15 protein-coding genes are annotated in these 18,700 nt (G+C 39.1%); 6 read left to right on the top strand and 9 right to left on the bottom strand.

All coding sequences use genetic code 11. The annotated features are described in order from the left end of the window. The first annotated feature begins 121 nt into the window (after nucleotides 1–121). From ABTV71_RS22920 to ABTV71_RS22910, 3 genes are read left to right on the top strand one after another with little or no spacing between them, the layout of a single operon-like run. Nucleotides 122–2,101, top strand: coding sequence for a ComEA family DNA-binding protein (locus tag ABTV71_RS22920; protein WP_433901230.1), 1,980 nt, complete (start codon nucleotides 122–124; stop codon nucleotides 2,099–2,101). Further along, complete coding sequence (locus tag ABTV71_RS22915) at nucleotides 2,098–4,188, top strand: ComEC/Rec2 family competence protein (protein ID WP_433901229.1); 2,091 nt, start codon at nucleotides 2,098–2,100, stop codon at nucleotides 4,186–4,188. The genes ABTV71_RS22920 and ABTV71_RS22915 overlap by 4 nt, the downstream gene beginning before the upstream one ends. Further along, complete coding sequence (locus tag ABTV71_RS22910) at nucleotides 4,185–6,086, top strand: RecQ family ATP-dependent DNA helicase (RefSeq protein WP_121125817.1); 1,902 nt, start codon at nucleotides 4,185–4,187, stop codon at nucleotides 6,084–6,086. Before ABTV71_RS22915 ends, ABTV71_RS22910 begins: the two co-directional genes overlap by 4 nt. Here ABTV71_RS22910 and ABTV71_RS22905 read toward each other — a convergent pair whose 3' ends face one another. From ABTV71_RS22905 to ABTV71_RS22880, 6 genes are all read right to left on the bottom strand, one after another. After that, complete coding sequence (locus ABTV71_RS22905; protein WP_433901228.1) at nucleotides 6,087–6,926, bottom strand: sulfurtransferase; 840 nt, start codon at nucleotides 6,924–6,926, stop codon at nucleotides 6,087–6,089. It lies immediately after the preceding gene. A 98-nt stretch (nucleotides 6,927–7,024) separates the two neighbouring features. Continuing rightward, nucleotides 7,025–8,956 carry a 30S ribosomal protein S1 gene (gene rpsA, locus ABTV71_RS22900; protein WP_121125815.1) on the bottom strand — a complete coding sequence of 644 codons (1,932 nt, stop codon included), beginning with the start codon at nucleotides 8,954–8,956 and terminating at the stop codon, nucleotides 7,025–7,027. Nucleotides 8,957–9,209: 253 nt separating this feature from the next. Next, nucleotides 9,210–10,178: a YihY/virulence factor BrkB family protein gene (locus tag ABTV71_RS22895; protein WP_108636519.1), complete on the bottom strand. Its 969-nt coding sequence runs from the start codon at nucleotides 10,176–10,178 to the stop codon at nucleotides 9,210–9,212. 1 nt (nucleotide 10,179) lies between these two features. Beyond that, nucleotides 10,180–10,587 carry an acyl-CoA thioesterase gene (locus ABTV71_RS22890; protein ID WP_121125814.1) on the bottom strand — a complete coding sequence of 136 codons (408 nt, stop codon included), beginning with the start codon at nucleotides 10,585–10,587 and terminating at the stop codon, nucleotides 10,180–10,182. Next, nucleotides 10,587–11,627, bottom strand: a complete 1,041-nt coding sequence (gene mltG / locus ABTV71_RS22885; RefSeq protein WP_433901227.1) for an endolytic transglycosylase MltG — start codon at nucleotides 11,625–11,627, stop codon at nucleotides 10,587–10,589. The genes ABTV71_RS22890 and mltG overlap by 1 nt, the downstream gene beginning before the upstream one ends. 96 nt (nucleotides 11,628–11,723) lie before the next feature. Continuing rightward, nucleotides 11,724–12,713: a PASTA domain-containing protein gene (locus ABTV71_RS22880; protein ID WP_433901226.1), complete on the bottom strand. Its 990-nt coding sequence runs from the start codon at nucleotides 12,711–12,713 to the stop codon at nucleotides 11,724–11,726. Between the two features lie 116 nt (nucleotides 12,714–12,829). On the opposite strand from ABTV71_RS22880, the gene ABTV71_RS22875 reads away from it, so the two are divergent. Continuing rightward, a complete protein-coding gene (locus ABTV71_RS22875) occupies nucleotides 12,830–13,837 on the top strand; it encodes a D-alanine--D-alanine ligase (RefSeq protein WP_121125812.1) in 1,008 nt (335 codons plus the stop codon). A gap of 4 nt (nucleotides 13,838–13,841) precedes the next feature. Then, entirely contained in the window at nucleotides 13,842–14,318 is a 477-nt protein-coding gene (locus ABTV71_RS22870) for a hypothetical protein (RefSeq protein ID WP_433901225.1), read from the top strand. Between the two features lie 31 nt (nucleotides 14,319–14,349). Here the strand turns inward: ABTV71_RS22870 and ABTV71_RS22865 are convergent, their stop codons facing one another. The 3 genes from ABTV71_RS22865 to ABTV71_RS22855 form a co-directional block, all read right to left on the bottom strand. After that, nucleotides 14,350–15,561 (bottom strand): serine hydrolase, encoded by a 1,212-nt coding sequence (locus ABTV71_RS22865; RefSeq protein WP_433901224.1) that lies wholly within the window; start codon nucleotides 15,559–15,561, stop codon nucleotides 14,350–14,352. Between the two features lie 44 nt (nucleotides 15,562–15,605). Then, nucleotides 15,606–16,100 (bottom strand): dihydrofolate reductase, encoded by a 495-nt coding sequence (locus ABTV71_RS22860; RefSeq protein ID WP_433901223.1) that lies wholly within the window; start codon nucleotides 16,098–16,100, stop codon nucleotides 15,606–15,608. A 73-nt stretch (nucleotides 16,101–16,173) separates the two neighbouring features. Further along, nucleotides 16,174–16,995, bottom strand: a complete 822-nt coding sequence (locus ABTV71_RS22855) for a thymidylate synthase (RefSeq protein WP_433901222.1) — start codon at nucleotides 16,993–16,995, stop codon at nucleotides 16,174–16,176. 290 nt (nucleotides 16,996–17,285) lie between these two features. On the opposite strand from ABTV71_RS22855, the gene mtaB reads away from it, so the two are divergent. Then, the gene (gene mtaB, locus ABTV71_RS22850) at nucleotides 17,286–18,608 is read left to right on the top strand and encodes a tRNA (N(6)-L-threonylcarbamoyladenosine(37)-C(2))-methylthiotransferase MtaB (RefSeq protein WP_433901221.1); all 1,323 of its coding nucleotides are present in this window, start codon (nucleotides 17,286–17,288) and stop codon (nucleotides 18,606–18,608) included. Nucleotides 18,609–18,700 lie beyond the last annotated feature (92 nt).

Raw genomic sequence — 18,700 nt, 5'->3', positions numbered from 1 at the left:
TCATTTATCTGCCGGGGTAAATGTTTCTCAGCCAACAGATAGCCAATATTAAATAAAACCTATTATGAAATATTGTAGCAAGATTTTGCTCTTTATAGGTTATTTTATTGGGATAACCTGTATGGCACAAACAAATGAAAAAATCAATCTTGAAGAGTTATTTGAGAGCTTATCGGAAGAATTACCCGAAGATGCCGATTTAAGCGAATTAAGTGAAAAATGGTCCTACTATCTAAAGCATCCGATTGACCTCAATAAGACTGATGGGACAGAATTAATCGAATTACAATTTATAGATCCGCTGCTATTGCGGCGTCTGATCGATCATCGTCAGGTTTCCGGTGATTTTATTAACGTCTTGGAGCTCCAGTCTATTGATGGTTTCGACGCGAAGATACTCAACTTGCTGCTTCCTTTTATTAAAGTTGGTGAAACCGGTCCATTTGCGGGAAGTAAATTCAACGATTTTTCGCATGAATTTATGATGCGTTATGGGCGGATCCTAGAAAAGCAAAAAGGGTACCAAATTACGGATACAACGAAATCCCGATATCTTGGCGATCGCAACCGATATACTATCCGATACCGGGCGAATTTAAAAGATAAAATTCGTTTAGCAATTAATATGGAGAAAGATGCTGGGGAACCAATTTTTTACGGTGAACAAAAACTGGGATTTGATTTCTACGGATTAAGTCTATACATTAAAGCAATAGGTCCGGTCCGAAATCTTGTTATCGGAGATTACGCATTGCAGTTCGGTCAGGGACTTGGCATGTGGAATGGTTTGAGCTTTGGTAAAGGAGGACTGGTGCAGAATACTGCACGGCAGGGTATGGGGGTAAAACAATATACTTCGTTGAATGAGGTTGATTTTATGCGGGGAATAACAGGAACATTCCACTTAGATCGCTTTGAGATCACCCCTTATTTTTCCTATCGGGCTATTGACGGCAATGTTGAAGACAACATTGAATCCCGGGTAATTAAGACGATTTCGAAAACAGGACTACATCGAACCCCAACAGAACAGCGTTATCGAAATGCAGCTCATCAAATGACCTACGGACTGAATGTTTTATGGCGGCACAATCGTTTCAAGGTAGGAATAAGTTTTAATCAATCGCAATTGGACGTTGTCAAAGTCAAGGGCACGAGCAAAAGACAGCAATATGATTTTGAAGGAGATGTACTGCGGAATATCAGCCTTTACACAAATTATACTTTTCGTAATGTGCATCTGTTTGGGGAATATGCCAGTAGTGTAGATGGAGGATCCGCTCTGTTAATGGGAGCAGTCGCTAGTTTGCACCCACGTTTATCCACCGTAGTCCTTGTTCGTGACTATAAGAAAAACTACCATACTTTTTATGGACAGGGGTTTGGAGAATCGAGTAACACGGCTAATGAAGAGGGAATCTATCTAGGGCTTATATACCAATTGGGAAGAAAATTAGTTTGGTCCAATTACATCGATATGTTCCGGTTTCCCGAAGCTAAATATCAGGCTGACAGCAGTTCCTTGGGAGCGGACTTCTTTAGCCAGTTTAGTTATATCTGGTATAAGAAGGGGCAGCTTAGTTTGAGGTATCGAACTCGGTTAAAGCAAACCAACTATATGGGGATGGGGCAGACGGAATCAGGATTGGTAAATAGCTCAAAACAACAGCTGAGACTAGAATTTCAATATAAGCTAAACCGTATCTGGACAATTCGGTACCGGGCAGAAGGTAATTTGTTTCAGAAGGAATATGAAGATAATAGCTTAGGTTATATGTTTTATCAGGATATTTTCTGGAAACCTGATATGGGAAAGATACAATTGAATTCGCGCTTAGCTTATTTTCAAACAGACACCTATGATAATCGGATTTATGCTTATGAGAATGATGTCTTATATGCTTCGGGATTTGGCATGTATAATATGAGAGGCTGGCGTACATATCTTAATTTACGATATCGAATAAACCGTCATCTCGATATATGGACAAAGTATGGAATCTATTATTATCCTGACAATGAGAAAATAGGAACGGGGCTGGATGAGATCATCGGAAACCGAAAGTCCGAAATCAAGGTACAATTAAGATGGCAGTTATGACTGAATTGAGTTTTTACCAAAAGCTGGAACGAATTCCTTTACTAAAGATTGCTACTATTTACGCTATCGGTTTATTTGTCGCCCCAATGCTGAAGTTTTCGTTCTCCAGCTTTCAATACCTGCAAGTTAGCTTGATTTTATTATCAGGTATAATCTTCTGTTGTTTCCTATTTAAGGGTACGTTGTTTAAATATTGCTATTTAGTAGGATATTATATACTCATCCTGTTATTTGGCATCTGGCAATTTTGGCGTAGTGACCCGCTTTATGTGGAAAACCATTTTTCGCATTTTCAGCTCGACAGTTATGTCGTCGAAATTGTACAGGAGCCCAGCACTAAATCAGAAACCACGAGATTCTCGGTTGAAGTATTAGGTGGTTATATACAGGATAGTCTCATAGTCACCACGGGGAAGCTGATGATCTCATTGAAGGCTACTACGAAAAGGCCATTGCGATATGCCGATCGGTTGTGGTTGAAAGGGACCATGTCGGCGGTGCCTCCTCCTTTCAATCCGTTCGAATTTGACTACAGGGAATATTTAAAAGGATCAGCTATCTATCATCAAATTTTTTTGCATCCAAGTAATTATATACGGATTGAAAGAGACGATTCACATTTCCCGGACGTCAGGGAGCTAGCTTTGCGGACACGCGAAAGCTTTCTGAAAAAATTAAGGCGCTATTGTAAGAATGGGGAATATTATGCTATTGCAGGAGCTTTACTGTATGGTTTTCGAGGTGAAATAGACGAAGCAAGCATAAAGGCATTTACAAACACGGGAACCATACATGTACTTAGTGTTTCTGGAATGCATGTAGCGGTACTTTTCGGGTTTCTATCACTCGTGTTTAGGTATATCCCTTGGCCGCTAAGATTGAACTGGGTACCTGTTGTTATTACTTTTTCTATTATTTGGATTTATGCTTTTATTGCTGGTTTAGATCCACCTATCGTCCGAGCAGCGATTATGATAAGTTTTGTTCTATTTGCACGGTATTTTAAACGAAATAGTTCGACTTTAAACGCCTTAGTTGCTGCGGCATCTATTATTCTGCTCTGTGATCCCCGTGCGATTACAAATGTGGGATTTCAACTTTCCTTTCTTGCCGTATTGGGCATGCTGTTATTTTTGCCGATCTTTGAGAAGATCGTTATTGTAAAAAATTCCTTCATACATTTTTTGAGAGATACGGTTGGTATTTCAATCGCTGCGCAGGTGTTAACGACACCATTGACACTATATTATTTTGGACAGTTTCCAACCTATTTCTTATTGGCTAATCTACTCGTTGGTCTTCCCTCAACCGTTACGATGTATTTGGGCTTTTTGATGACGATCAATCCCATTGATTGGTTGAATGAGTTTTTGGGCTATCTTTTGGAGAAATTAATCGGATATATACTCTATTGCCTGAAGGCCATTGACCAATTGGCATTTTCAACAATTCAAATTGATCTCATTGATGGGGTTCTTCTTTTTCTTTCGTATGCTGCTGTTTTTTCTTGGTTATATGCCTATCAATGGAAAGACAGAAAATATTGCTACCTTGGGCTTCTTTGTGTGTCAGGGATCGTATTTATAACTATCGTCCAACAGATAATAGATGAAAATACAGAGCGATTCCGGATATATAATACAAGAAATGAGCTAACAATAGCCTATTTTAAAAATAAACAGGCTATTATTTATAGCACTTTTGATTCGCTAAATCACAAAGCGCTGCAATATGCCTGCGGTCGGGAAATCCGTGTATGGGCATCCGAAGAAAACGTTCAATTTATCCCATTAAAAAGTAAAAGTGTAAGGAATAATTATCTGGTCGAACTTCCGGTCGGAAAAATAGTTGTGATGGAATATTTCAGCAACGAATTACCCGCAGCGGAATTATTGGTTGTCAGAAAGAATGCTATTCAAAAGCTAGCAGCTGCAGTAAACAAAATTTTACCTAAAGAGGTGATCTTGGATGGATCCAATTCCTTGAGAAAATCGTTGCAGGCACGAGCTATATTAGATAGTTTGGGGATGAAGAGTTATCTCATAAAAGATAATTTTGCGTATGTTTGGAATAAGGAGAGTTTATGACTTTAGATAGCATATCAATCTTAAGGCAATATTGGGGCTTTGAATCATTTCGGCCATTGCAGGAAGAAATTATTCAATCAGTTATTTCGGGTAGAGATACACTCGCTTTATTACCAACAGGAGGAGGGAAATCCATCTGTTTTCAGGTGCCAGCTTTGATGATGGAGGGAATCTGTATTGTCGTGACACCGCTGATTGCCCTCATGAAAGATCAGGTAGCACATTTGAGGAAAAATGGTATTCAGGCCGTTGCCATTTATTCGGGGATGAAAAAGAGAGAGGTGGATATTACCCTCGACAATTGTGTGTATGGGAAAATAAAGTTTCTTTACCTTTCGCCCGAACGTTTGTACAGTGATCTTGTCCGGGAGCGAATCCGGTTTATGAACGTTAATCTATTTGCCATAGATGAAGCGCATTGTATTTCGCAATGGGGCTATGATTTTAGACCCCCATATCTGGAGTTAATAAAGCTGAAAGAGCTTCACGCTAAAGTACCATTTTTAGCACTGACTGCAACCGCGACCGAACGCGTGATTACTGACATCCAGCAAAAGTTAAATTTTCCGAAAGAAAATGTCTTTGTCAAAAGTTTTCTTCGGGATAATCTGGCCTATATGGCTATCGAAGAAGAGGACAAAATGGGGCGAATGGTGCGTATTATTCATAAATTGGGGGGATCTGGTATCGTATACGTCCGGAATCGACGGGAAACGCAGGAAATTGCACGTATTCTGATCAATAATGGAATAGCATCAGATTACTATCATGCGGGGCTCTCAGGGCAGGAACGCGATCAAAAGCAAGACGCATGGATGACTAATGCTATTCGTGTTATCGTCGCAACAAATGCGTTTGGGATGGGCATTGATAAGCCAGATGTTCGTTTTGTTATTCACCTGGATCTACCGGATTCGTTGGAAGCGTATTATCAGGAAGCCGGTAGGGCGGGGCGGGATGGAAAAAAAGCATATCCTGTTATTCTTTATCAAGAGAATGATAAAAAAAAGCTTGTAGACACCTTGCAGGCTAGTTTTCCCGACATTTCTTTCATCCAGCAAACTTATCACTATCTATGTAATCATTTTCAGGTGCCTTATGGAGCAGGTGAGGGGCTTACGCTGGATTTTGATGTAGTCACATTTGCAAAGAAATACCAATTGCCACTGATACCTGTCATGAATGCTATGAAATTTCTGGAACGTGATGGATGGCTAACATTGTCAGAAGCAGTGACAATACCTTCCCGTTTCAAATTTGAAATTGACAGTACGGAATTGTATAAAATCCAAGTACAATATGCGAAATATGATAAATTAATTAAAGCGATTTTACGAACTTATGGCGGTATCTTCGAAAATTATATCTTGATTAATGAATATGAGTTCGCCAATAAGCTCGGTATTCCGTACGGTCGTGTGGTCGAGCTTTTGAAATCACTTGAAGCATTGGAGATTGCGAGTTATCTGCCTTCTACCGATTCACCACAGCTGACATTTTTACAAAATCGTGTTGATTATAAGCATCTGTATATCGACCATATATTTATTCGCGATCGTCACCGGGTGAAAGAGGAGGAGGTCAATGGGATGATAGATTATATTGAGAAAGCTCATTGCCGTAGCCAGTCACTACTGCTTTACTTTGGAGAGAAGAATGCCGGCTTTTGCCAGGTATGCGATTTATGTTTAATACGTTTACACAAAGAAAATCAGCGGACGCAAATCAAGGAAGAAATAAAGAACAGCCTGTTGAAGGCTCCAAAGAGACTACATGATCTGGTTGAAAGTTTAACGCTCGGAACCGAAAAACGAAGAATAGAGATTATCCGTGATCTGCTTGATGCCGAAGTAATTCGCCTGGAGGAAAATCTCTATTCTTGGAATACCTTATTTTGATTATTTTTCAATTGGAAGGTTGAGTTCCTCTCTGCCCCATTCAGACCATGAGCCATCGTATACCCGAATATTGGTATGACCTGAAATATACGATGCAAAAGCAAGTATAGAGGCAGTTATACCCGAGCCGCAGGAGAATATATATTCATTAGCTGTCGTTTTAAATTGATCAAATTGCTGCTGGAGTTCGTCAGTTGGTTTATAATAGATATCTTCGAGCAATTCTTCAAAAGGTAAGTTTTTGGAATGGGGGATATGACCACCATTGAGTCCTTTTCTTGGTTCTGGTACTAAACCGCTAAATCTTCCTTTACTTCTGGCATCAAAAATAGTGACATTGGAAGCTCTATAATGCGCTAAAATATAGTCCTTGTCGGCATATAAATTTTTCTGAAAATGAGCTTTAAAATTTCCGACTTTGTCCTGTTGTTTATGACTGTCTGCGAGTTTATATTTATTTTTTTTCCATGCAGGAACTCCACCATTCAAGATATACACCTGATCAAATCCCATTACCTTAAACATCCACCACGCACGTGGACTCGAATAGACTCCCCATCTGTCATACAATACGACTGTACTATCCTGATCAATGCCCAAAGCTTGAACTTCGTTTTCGAAAACCTGTTCAGCGACTAAAGTATGCGGCAATTTCGATACGTGGTCGGAAAACTTTCCCTCGATATCAAAAAATAATGAATTTGGAAGTAATTCTAACTTTGCGTCTTTTAAAGATTGACCGACCTTATCGATGGTACAGTCTAATAGGATCACGTTTTCATCTCTTGTCAACGTATCCTGAAGATCGGATGGACTAATTAAGGCTGATTTGAATGACATAACAATTATTCTTATGTATACAAAATTACAAAGCATACCTTTAAAAACAAAGCGGCTGTTCTTTTGGAACAGCCGCTTTTTATGGATTGAAATGCTAATTATTTAGCGTTTTTATCATTTTCCATTTGCTCTTTCAATTGAGCTAACACGTCTAAGTCGCCTAAAGTAGATTTTTCAACAGAATCTTTTACTTTTTTAACAGCTGAAGACTCAGCTTTAGCGTCTTTTTTACGGTTGCTAGACTCTTCTTTGCGAGCTTCTTCTTTCTCTTCTTCCCAGATACGAGAGTGAGAAATTACCAAACGTTTGTTCTCTTTGTTGAACTCGATGATTTTGAATGAAGTTACTTCATCAACTTTCAAAGAAGAACCGTCTTCTTTAACAGAGTGTTTAGAAGGACAGAAACCTTCAACACCATATTGTAAAGCTACGATATCACCTTTGTCACCAACTTTGATCACAGTACCTTCGTGGATAGAACCTTCCGTAAAGATGGTCTCGAAAGTATCCCAAGGATTTTCTTCCAATTGTTTGTGACCTAAAGATAATTTACGGTTTTCTTCATCTAGTTCTAAAACAACTACGTCTAATGTTTCACCAACTTTAGTGAATTCGTTAGGGTGGTTGATTTTTTTAGACCAAGAAAGATCAGAGATGTGGATCAAACCGTCGATACCTTCTTCTAACTCAACAAATACACCGAAGTTAGTCATGTTTTTAACAACAGCTGTTTGTTTAGAACCTACTGGGTAACGCTCAGTGATGTTTTTCCAAGGATCTGGAGTCAATTGTTTGATACCTAAGCTCATTTTACGCTCATCACGATCTAAAGTTAAGATTTGAGCTTCGATCTCGTCACCAACTTTTAAGAACTCTTGTGGAGAACGTAAGTTTTGAGACCAAGACATTTCAGAAACGTGGATCAAACCTTCAACACCTGGGATGATTTCTAAGAAAGCACCGTAATCAGCAACTGTTACGATTTTACCTTTCACTTTAGAACCAACTTCTAATGCTGTATCTAAAGATTCCCAAGGATGCTCAGATAATTGTTTCAAGCCTAAAGCGATACGTTTTTTCTCATCATCAAAGTCTAAAACAACAACGTTTATTGTTTGATCTAAAGCTAAAACTTCTTTTGGATGCTCGATACGGCCCCAAGAGATATCTGTGATATGCAACAAACCGTCAACACCACCTAAGTCGATGAACACACCGAAGTCAGTGATATTTTTAACAGTTCCTTCTAATACTTGACCTTTTTCTAATTTAGCAACGATCTCAGATTTTTGGTTTTCTAAGTCGTTTTCAATTAACACTTTGTGTGATACGACAACGTTTTTGAACTCGTGGTTGATTTTAACAACTTTGAATTCCATTGTTTTACCTACATAAACATCGTAGTCACGGATAGGTTTGATATCGATTTGAGATCCAGGTAAGAATGCTTCAACACCTTTGATGTCAACGATAAGACCACCTTTTGTACGGCTCTTAACGAAACCAGTAATGATTGCATCATTTTCCAATGCTTCATTGATAGCTTCCCAAGATTTTTGAGTTTTAGCACGTTTACGAGAAAGTACTAATTGACCGTTAGCATCTTCTTGAGATTCTACGAATACATCAACTTTGTCACCAATTTTTAATTCTGGTAAGTCACGGAATTCGGATAAAGAAACTAAACCGTCAGATTTGAAACCAACATTTAAGACAACGTCTTTGTTGTTGATAGAAACGACAGTACCTTCAATAATTTCACCTTGGTTAACTTGGTTGAAAGTATCTGCGTATTGTGCTTCAAGTTTAGCGCGTTCAGCTTCGCTATAATTTCCGAAACCTTTATCATTTGCATCCCAGTCAAATTCACCTTCTGGTGTGATCCAAGTGTTTGATTTGATTTCGTCGATTAAGTTTGAATCAGCTTCTGATTCAATTTTTTCAGTGTCTTTCACTACTTTAGTGTCAGCACCTTGTAGCTCTGCGTTTTTCGCTGCTAATTCTTTTTCTGCTTCTTGTTTTTTTGCCATTAATTAATTTTCTCCTTTTTCCTACTTTGTAGGAGTTGCAAAGGTACAAAAAAACTTTTAATGCAAAATTTTATTTTTCTTATTTTATTGAAAGACTTTTAGTTATACTCAAGTCAGGAAGGTTATAGACCAATTTGGCGTTAGGAGCTTCATGTGAATACCCTTCATTTGTCAGAATAGGAGGACTTTATATCTCAATGGCAATATAACTTCTTCTTTATGGGGGATGCTGTCTTTTTAGATTTTCCGAAGATTATTCGCTATCTTTTTTAAAGGAATTGAAGATCCGGGGTTTGGCAATCACAATGGTTTGCTTAGACAATGCAATGGCCGCATTTAGTTCATAGCCCAACAATAAGATCAGCGTATTCAGGTAAATCCATAGCATGATCACAATCAGCGTGCCTATAGAACCGTATAATTTGTTGTAGGCGCCAAAATGATTAATGTAGAATGTGAAAATCGAAAAAGTTAAAATCGCCAATATGGTAGCCATGGACGCTCCTGGACTGAATAACTTCCATCTATTGGAGGTAGAGGGGCCGAACTTATAGATACAGCTTACAGTAAAAAAATAGATGGCAAAAATAATGATCCATCGCGCGAGCTTTAATAGTGTCGCCCACATACTGGATTTAATACCTGTTGTTTCCTTTAGATAGTCGATTGTCACCCCCGCAATCGTGAATATGGTCATGCCTACGGTAAGGGCAAAGATGATCAGGAATGCCAGTGTAAGCGCAATGAGCCTTTTCCTCAACCAAGGTCTTTTTTCCGTCATTAAAGATGCTTTATTGAAAGCATTCATTAAGGAGGCCATGCCATTAGTCGCAAAATATGCGGCGAACAGAAAACCGAAAGATAACAGCCCCCCATTTTGGTTCTTGATAATATCTTCCAGGGTGGTTTCGACTACTAGGAATGCGTTTTTGGGGATAACAACCGCTAGGAAATCCAGTAGTTGTTCCTGAAAATTGTTGATCGGAATATAGGGAATTAACGTAAATAGGAAGATGATACCGGGAAATATCGCCAACAGGAAGCTATATGACAATGATGAAGCCTTGCTTACGATTGAATCTCTGGAGAGTTCCTGAAAGAAAAATACTGCCACTGTATAAAGTGGAAGTGAACCGAAACCAGGTAAAACTACCCGTTTACTCCATTCGATTAATCTAAAATAAGGTTCAAAATTTAATAGCCACTGGTGGAATTTACCCATATCAGTTAAAGTATTTACTCATCTTATCCAGAAAGATCTGCGGGGGCATACATGGTTTGTTTTTTTCCATATTGACAAACACCAATGTTGTCTCGCCTTGATTGAGTAATTCACCACTTTCGTTGAACAGTTCGTATTCAAAAATAATACGGACCGCTGGTTTCTTACGTATCGTTACCCGGATCGTTATCAGGTCGTCATACCTACCTGGTTTGAGATATTTGGTTTTCATCTCTGTAACAGGCAGCATAATGCCCATTTCTTCCAGTTCTTTATAGGATATTCCTGTACTTCTCAGCATTTCCGTTCGTGCTATCTCATAAAATGCAGCATAATTGCCATAATAGACATAGCCCATCTGGTCTGTTTCTGCATAGCGGACACGAATCTGATGATCAAATACAAACATTATTTTTTAATATTTCTTGCGTCTAAGGCTTGCTGGAATTTGCGCGCATTGATCAGATGCTCTGCTTCTGTCTTCGCAAAATTATGGTATCCGGAGAAATCATCTTTTGCACACATATAGATATAATCGTGTTGTTTAAAGTTTAGGACCGCATCAATAGCTGCAATACTTGGAATAGAAATAGGACCTGGGGGCAAGCCTCTATAGATGTACGTATTGTATGGGTTGTCGGTTCTTAAATGCTTATTTAAGACCCTTCTGATGGTAAAGTCATTGTTAGCAAAGATCACTGTTGGATCTGCCTGTAAAAGCATTCCTTTTTTTAGACGATTTAAATAGAGGCCGGCAATCATAGGCATTTCGTCTTGATGCAACGCCTCGCCTTTGACGATGGAGGCCAATGTGCTGACCTGTTGTGGCGTTAAGTTAAGTGTTTTGGCTTTCGCAATACGGTCCGTATTCCAGAACTTTTTCCATTCGTCATCGAAACGCGCAATAACTTTTTCTGGGCTTGTATTCCAGTAAATTTCGTAGGTATTTGGAATGAAAATTGAAATTAAATTTTCCTTGGTAAAACCAAATTTTTGAGCGGTAGCTTCATCGTTCAATACCGCAATAAATTGTGCTGAATCTGCTTCAAAACTTTTGTCTAATAAGGCCGCCATATTTTCTTTTAGCCTTACATTGGCAAACCTGAATTTTACGGGTTCCTGATAACCACCTATTAAATTACCGATCAGACGTCGATTGTTCATTCCCGGACTTAATAGATAACGGCCCGGTTTTACGCTTTGTTCGTACTTTTTATATTGGGCGGCACGTTCAAATGAAGCGATATCATCCAGAAGACTGGAATCTTGAATTGATTTGAGCACATCCTCGTATTTTGCGCCTTCATGAATATAAAGGTATTTCTTTTCTCCAGAAACATTTGAGGCAAAAAAAGCCTTGTAAAATGTCCATGCAAAATAACCTCCGATAACGATGACAATTAATGCAACAATTTTTAACCAACTCGGTATTCCTTTTTTATTTTCCATCAGAATGATTTTTTATATCAATAATGAAACTTTCGCATACATCCGAATCATTTTTATGCAAACAATCCGATGTTTGTAAAGGTTTCAAAAATAATTTTAGAAGCCTAAACTATTACTTTTATTTTCCTTTTTCTGGCCTGCTGGAGGTGTTGTATTTGTCGCTTTGGCAGGAGGATTATTTGTTGTTGTTGTTTTTCCCTGAGCCGCGGGTTTCGCCGCAGGAGGATTTGACGGTGTCGGATTTCCCTGTGGCTTAGGCGTTGTTGTTGTTCCAGGGGTACCAGTTGTAGGTGTCGGTGCCGTCAACGAAAGGGTTACATCTATTTTAGCCCCTAAGCTCGTTAATCCCTTCTCTATACCCGGAGATTGCGCGCTGATAACGGCTGTTGTCGTATCAGTCACATTTGGATCGTAAGTGACCGTTCCCAGACCAAGTCCGGCACCCGTAAGTGCAAATTTAGCTTCATTTAACGGAAGTCCGACCAAATTGGGAATTTCAACTTCATTTGCTCCAAGGCCATTTCCAAGGATAAGATCTATTCGTGAACCTTTCGGGATCATACGTCCATTTCGAATGGATTGACCCGCAAATTGGGCATCTAAAACAATATCTCTGGCGATATCTGCGACATAAGAGGTATCACCAATTTTAAGATTGTGATTTTTCAAAATAGCTGTTGCTTCGATCAGTGTTTTATCCTTGATATTTGGAAAAGAGACCTCAGGTGCTACTTGCGTGATAATTGTTAGATATATTGTACGACCGGATTTCACGTGAAATCCTTGCTCAGGGTCCTGTTCGATCACCAGGCCAGGTTTGGCATCCATCTGGTAAACGGAGTCAATCTGATATTCTAGTCCCGCATCTTCCAACGCTTGGATGGCTGCGTTGATATGAAGTCCCTTTATTTTTGGGACTGCAATGGATTCATCATGTTTGGTATATATTTTCAGCCCGACATATACCGCAAGAAATAGGCAGATTATCGCAACGAAAGCGGCAATGAGATTTTTTCTGAACGCGGGCGTCTGAAGATATTGTACGACTTTGGACATTACTGTATTTGATAAAAATGAATTCTGCATAGAACCGCAATATTGAAGCCAGTTTTACAGAATGATTAAATAAAATTATTCCTCACAAAATTATTCGTTTTTCCGTGTATAGCAAATTATATTTGCTATTCGAATCGCTAAAATTTATGAAAGCAAAAATAGCATTAATAACTGGAGGTTATACAGAGGAAGCCGAAGTTTCTTTTAAAAGTTCCGCTTTTGTCTATTCTCAACTTGATCATGAGAGATACGATGTATACCCGATTACCATATCAAAAGAAGCATGGTTTTATACAGATAAAGACGGTCAGCAGCATCCTGTTCTGCGCGAAAACTTTACCTTACCACTACTTGGAGAAACGATAAATTTTGACCTTGCTTTTATTATGGTACATGGCGTACCGGGGGAGGATGGACGACTACAGAGCTACTTTGATTTGCTGGATATTCCTTATACTTCATGCGATGCGCTGACTTCAGCTTTAACGATGAATAAAGGCTATACCAAAGCGATTTTAAGTAATATTCCTGAATTACATTTGGCCAAATCAGTTTTATTATTTGAATCACAGCGGGCGGAAGCAGTCAGCGCCGTGGAAAGCAATCTTTCCCTTCCGTATTTTGTGAAACCTAATGCTGGGGGAAGTAGTATCGGGATGACGAAGGTCAAAGAATCGGCTCAGCTACAGGAAGCTATTGATAAGGCTTTCGATGCCGAAAATACGGGAAAACAGGTTATTGTTGAGGAATTTGTGACCGGACGCGAATTCTCGGAAGGAATATTTCGAAATGCAAAGGGAGAATTGGTTGTATTGCCTGCAACGGAGGTTCGTACGACACGTGAATTTTTTGACTTTGAAGCCAAATATGTTCCTGGTCTGGCGGAGGAAATTACGCCTGCGGACCTGAGCGTGGAACAGCGAGAGCGCGCTGCACGTATTCTGAAGGAAATTTATGTTAGGTTGAACTGTAAAGGTATGGTGCGTGTGGATTTCTTTTTGGAAAGTGAGACCGACAATTTTTATTTCATTGAGATCAATACAATTCCCGGGCAGACAGCGCAAAGTTTTATCCCGCAACAGGTACGTGCCTTTGGTATGAAAGAAGGTGACTTTTATGGTGAATTGATCGAAAGCGCTTTGCAGGGACATTAGTGCTATGACGGATTTTTTTGAAAAGACAGGGAATTTTGGTTTAAACAAGATAAAACGCAGAAATTTACTGCCTTGGTGGATGAAGCTGTTTTGCTGGGTAGTTACTGTCAATGCGTTTTTCTTGATTCTGTTAATGTTATTGTCATTGGTTCAGGGCGAGGCGGTTATTCTTGGAATGTATCAGCTACGGTTTGAAATTGTAAATTTTAAAAGTCCGGTCGTTGTGCTTGGCAATCTATCTATGCTATTTAAAGTCGTAGTGGCTTATATGTTTTGGTTTGAGAAAGGCAGGGCCATTTCGTATGGAAAGATAGATGTACTGATAAGTATTATTTTTTATAGCATTCTCATCGTTGATTGCCTGATAAATTCCGGTGTTATAAGGATTCCTCTCGAAGGACTATTATTAATTCCGTATTATTTTTGGCTGCATAAAAATGAATATCCCTGGATCAATCAGGAACAAGAATATATTGTATAGAAAACAGCTTTCAGATTCTGAAAGCTGTTTTCTATAATTTTCTGAAATCAAACCTGGACAAATCGGGTTTGATTTTTTTTGTTCGTTTTAGCTCTTCCTGGTAGAGAAGCTGACCGATGTTTTTCAAAAATGGATAGGTGACGGTTTCGTATTCATAAATGCCATCGTTGTAAATACCGTTTTCATTCGACTGAATTACTACAGCAAGGAGAAATTCTACGCCATGTTCAAAATCTACGATATAAGCATTATCAATATTATAACCATAGGAATCGCCATATTTATTGAATATTCGGATATTAGGATTCAGCACGGTATCTTTTTCACGGCCATAGAACAGCAATTTGCTATATGTTGGCCAGAATTCTATGGGATCATATTTTGGAAAGTCCGATTCAAACGGATAGCGGGACATGTAGTCATAGAGTAGGTTATAATCTTCCTTTTTTAAATTGAATCTCTCTTTGCTTTTGAACGCTTCAGGAAATAATAATTTTTTTAGGATCAATTGTTGATCCTCCAACGCATATACATTTAAACCTTCAAAGCTCCACGGTTCATGGATAAGTTGATCCTTATCATTCATGTAGCCCTTCCCCTGCAGGGTATTGGCTAACTTGATATCATAATCCTTGGGATCGAATTGCGCTTTTTGCTGATAGAGGATATGGTCGTCCAGATTGAAAGTGAACGGGTTGGTATGCTTGGCCCAAATTCCCTTGTCTCCAATAGCGAGGCGGTTGACAATTCGGCTATATTTTGTGCCATACTTTTTGAGTTTTGCATTTAATTCGGCACGGCCAATGAATTCGAACAATCTATTTTGAGCATCATTGTCACTAGTCAATAATATTTTTTTGACATATTGAGCGATAGATGGCAGCCCGTTGGCCGCAGATTCATCTACGGATACCTTGGTTTGCTTTTCAAAAGCGGAATCTATGCGCAGGGGGGTATCTCCAGTTAATCCTTCAATATGCAAATCATTAATTTTTTCCAATGCTAAGATTGCCGTTGGCAATTTTACGGTGCTTGCTGGATAGAAATACCAATTGGGATTTAGTCGATAACTATAAGACCTGAAATGTGGGACATTGGATTGATCGCGATCAATTTGAGTGTAGAGGATCTGCACTTCATTCTTTGTCGGATGATTTAATATTTGTTGGAATAGATCAGGACGACTCTGAAGTAATTTTTCCAAGTATATGGTATCTATCTTTTGAGCGTATGTCTTGGACATAAGTAAAATAAAAACAAGAGATAAATATTTTAACATTTCAATGATTATTTTCTTGTATACACTTCAAAGGTATAGTCGAACGCATGCTTATCATCGGCCTGATGCGGTTCCGCAGAAATCAGTTCCCATTCTTCTGATGATAGTTCGGGAAAAAACGCATCTGCCTGAATCGTTGTGTGTACACGTGTCAAAAGCACTTTGTTTGCCAATGGTAAAGCCTGTAGATAGATATTTGCTCCACCGATGATAAATACCTCGCGCTCGTCGCGACAATATAAAAGAGCCTCCTGGATACTGTTGGCAACATCAATATCCTCTCCCTGAAAATTAGCATTACGTGTGATGACGATATTTCTTCGATCGGGCAACGCCTTGCCGATGGCCTCAAAGGTCTTTCTGCCCATCAGGACAGAATGCTCAATGGTGCTTCGTTTAAAATATTTAAAATCATTTGGTAAATGCCAGGGCATCTGGTTATTGATGCCGATTGCATTGTTTTCCGAGGCAGCTACGATTAATGTGATCGTTGGGTTACTCATTTTTTGTGTCGTGTAGATTAGTTCTGTTGTGTAAAATGATGTTGCGTATTAGGACAGCTTCTTAAAGGTTTCCCTAAACGGCAACTGGCGCCTTGATATGAGCATGAGATTCATAATTCAGTAATTCGAAATCCTCGAATTTAAAATCAAAAATATCTTGCACCTCTGGATTTATCTTCATTTGTGGCAATGGCTTTGGATCACGGCTCAACTGTAGTTCCGTCTGTTCAAAGTGATTGCTATAGATATGTGCATCGCCCAATGTATGTATAAATTCAGCGGCTTCCATATCACAGACTTGTGCCACCATCATCGTTAACAGGGCATAAGAGGCGATATTGAAAGGAACACCTAAAAATATGTCGGCGCTACGTTGATAAAGCTGACAGGATAATTGCGGCTTCAAAATCCCTTTCTCAGGCTGTGCTGGTGCTACATAAAATTGAAAGAAAGCATGACAAGGAGGCAAGGCCATGTTTTCGATTTCAGCAACATTCCATGCCGATACAATAATGCGGCGGGAATCCGGTGAATTTTTTAGCTGGTTGATAACCTGTGTGATCTGATCGATATGACGACCATCAGGTGTTGGCCAAGAGCGCCATTGCGAACCGTAGACAGGGCCTAGGTTTCCCTGTTCGTCAGCCCATTCGTCCCAGATACTCACGCCATTGTCTTTTAAATACTGAATATTGGTTTCACCTTTTAAAAACCAGATCAGTTCATGAAGAATTGATCGCAAGTGCAATTTCTTTGTTGTTACTAGCGGAAATCCTTCCTGAAGGTTGAAACGCATCTGATATCCAAAGACACTTTTGGTACCTGTCCCGGTACGATCCGTTTTTACAACACCATTCGTATATACATGTCTGAGTAAATCTAAATATTGTTTCATCTGTAAGTTTTATTTATTAAATGCTTTTAATATCCGAGGTTTGAATATGTATGTGTTCTGCTGCTTATATGATAGGTGTGTGTGCTTTTTTACACTGCCTTCTATATCAAAATTGCATTAAAACCATAGCCAGTGGATGCTGTATCTGCCTTTAGCTATAAAATTTAAAACCTCTAGCGCATCCAACCTTTCAAGATAGTCAAAACTAAGGAAAATCCTTATAACGAGAAAGTCAAAACTTAAAATGATAAGAAGGGTTACTGAAAAAAAATGTAATTTTGCAAAATATTATGGAGAATAAAAAAGTAGCTTTTTATACACTTGGATGTAAACTGAATTATTCGGAGACATCATCCATAGGACGTTTATTTAAGGATGCGGGCTATGATACAACAGCGTTCAATAGCCGTGCGGACGTCTATGTAATCAATACATGTTCTGTAACGGACAATGCTGACAAGAAGTGTAGAAAAGTGGTCAAAGAAGCTTTAAAACACTCTCCGAACGCCTATATTACCATTGTTGGTTGTTATGCCCAACTAAAACCAAAGGAGATCGCGGAGATTCCTGGGGTAGATATGGTATTGGGGGCTGCTGAGAAATTTAATATCATTGAACATATCAATGACTTGACCAAACAGGAAAAAACAATTGTTTATAATGGCCCGATTGATGAAACCAATCAATTTGTGTCGGCTTATTCCATTGGCGACCGTACGCGCACCTTTTTAAAAGTACAGGATGGATGTGACTATTCATGTACTTTCTGTACAATCCCTTTGGCACGTGGTGGAAGCCGTTCAGGAAAGATTGAAGAGATTGTCAAGCAAGCGGAAGAAATTGCTGCTTCGGGTGTAAAAGAAATCGTATTGACAGGGGTTAATATTGGTGATTTTGGTATTCGGGATGGTAAGCGTGAAGACCGCTTTCTGGATTTGGTAAAAGCCCTGGATGAGGTGGATGGTATTGATCGGATACGTATTTCTTCTATTGAACCTAATCTTCTTTCAAACGATATCATCGAGTTTGTGGCACAATCTAAGCGATTTGTTCCGCATTTTCATATGCCATTACAGTCAGGAAGCAACAAGATTTTGGGTCTGATGCGCCGGAGATATAAACGGGAGCTTTATACTGAACGTGTGGAATTCATCAAGTCATTAATGCCGAACTGTTGTATAGGTGTTGACGTGATTGTTGGATTTCCTGGAGAAACGCGCGAGGACTTTATCGATACCTATAATTTTCTGAACGATATGGATATTTCCTATTTGCACGTTTTTACCTATTCGGAACGTGAAAATACGATTGCAGCCCAAATGGAAGGAGCTGTGCCCGGAGCACAACGTAGTGATAGAAGTAAGATGCTGCATATTCTTTCAGAGAAGAAACGTCGCGCTTTTTATGAATCACAGCTTGGAGCTCAGGGAGATGTCCTGTTCGAAGCAGATGAAAAAGATGGTTATATGCACGGTTTCTCTAAAAATTATGTCAAGGTGAGGACTTTGTATGATCCGTTATTGGTGAACGAGGTTGTCCCAGTCAAATTTATGGAAGTAACAGATACTTGTGAAGTAGAAGTTGAGGAGGTTCCTGAAACATTAGCACATTAATTTTTTAAGAATTATACATTCAAAAAAAGGGCAATCTTCTATAAGATTGCCCTTTTTTACTAAAGAAAAACTCCATTGCAAGATCTTTCGAT

Source organism: Sphingobacterium puteale (genome assembly GCF_050986225.1).
GTDB classification, from domain to species: domain Bacteria; phylum Bacteroidota; class Bacteroidia; order Sphingobacteriales; family Sphingobacteriaceae; genus Sphingobacterium; species Sphingobacterium puteale.
The sequence above is the reverse complement of the archived record's forward strand: the minus strand, read 5'-3'. Positions and strand labels throughout refer to the sequence as shown.

What these genes read in the sequence shown, in the direction of transcription:
- ABTV71_RS22880 (WP_433901226.1), bottom strand. Translation starts at nt 12,713, where the DNA reads ATGCAGAATTCATTTTTATCAAATACAGTAATGTCCAAAGTCGTACAA.
- ABTV71_RS22910 (WP_121125817.1), top strand. Translation starts at nt 4,185, where the DNA reads ATGACTTTAGATAGCATATCAATCTTAAGGCAATATTGGGGCTTTGAA.
- ABTV71_RS22855 (WP_433901222.1), bottom strand. Translation starts at nt 16,995, where the DNA reads ATGAAACAATATTTAGATTTACTCAGACATGTATATACGAATGGTGTT.
- ABTV71_RS22920 (WP_433901230.1), top strand. Translation starts at nt 122, where the DNA reads ATGGCACAAACAAATGAAAAAATCAATCTTGAAGAGTTATTTGAGAGC.
- mtaB (WP_433901221.1), top strand. Translation starts at nt 17,286, where the DNA reads ATGGAGAATAAAAAAGTAGCTTTTTATACACTTGGATGTAAACTGAAT.
- rpsA (WP_121125815.1), bottom strand. Translation starts at nt 8,956, where the DNA reads ATGGCAAAAAAACAAGAAGCAGAAAAAGAATTAGCAGCGAAAAACGCA.
- ABTV71_RS22870 (WP_433901225.1), top strand. Translation starts at nt 13,842, where the DNA reads ATGACGGATTTTTTTGAAAAGACAGGGAATTTTGGTTTAAACAAGATA.
- ABTV71_RS22865 (WP_433901224.1), bottom strand. Translation starts at nt 15,561, where the DNA reads ATGTCCAAGACATACGCTCAAAAGATAGATACCATATACTTGGAAAAA.
- ABTV71_RS22860 (WP_433901223.1), bottom strand. Translation starts at nt 16,100, where the DNA reads ATGAGTAACCCAACGATCACATTAATCGTAGCTGCCTCGGAAAACAAT.
- ABTV71_RS22895 (WP_108636519.1), bottom strand. Translation starts at nt 10,178, where the DNA reads ATGGGTAAATTCCACCAGTGGCTATTAAATTTTGAACCTTATTTTAGA.
- mltG (WP_433901227.1), bottom strand. Translation starts at nt 11,627, where the DNA reads ATGGAAAATAAAAAAGGAATACCGAGTTGGTTAAAAATTGTTGCATTA.
- ABTV71_RS22905 (WP_433901228.1), bottom strand. Translation starts at nt 6,926, where the DNA reads ATGTCATTCAAATCAGCCTTAATTAGTCCATCCGATCTTCAGGATACG.
- ABTV71_RS22875 (WP_121125812.1), top strand. Translation starts at nt 12,830, where the DNA reads ATGAAAGCAAAAATAGCATTAATAACTGGAGGTTATACAGAGGAAGCC.
- ABTV71_RS22890 (WP_121125814.1), bottom strand. Translation starts at nt 10,587, where the DNA reads ATGTTTGTATTTGATCATCAGATTCGTGTCCGCTATGCAGAAACAGAC.
- ABTV71_RS22915 (WP_433901229.1), top strand. Translation starts at nt 2,098, where the DNA reads ATGACTGAATTGAGTTTTTACCAAAAGCTGGAACGAATTCCTTTACTA.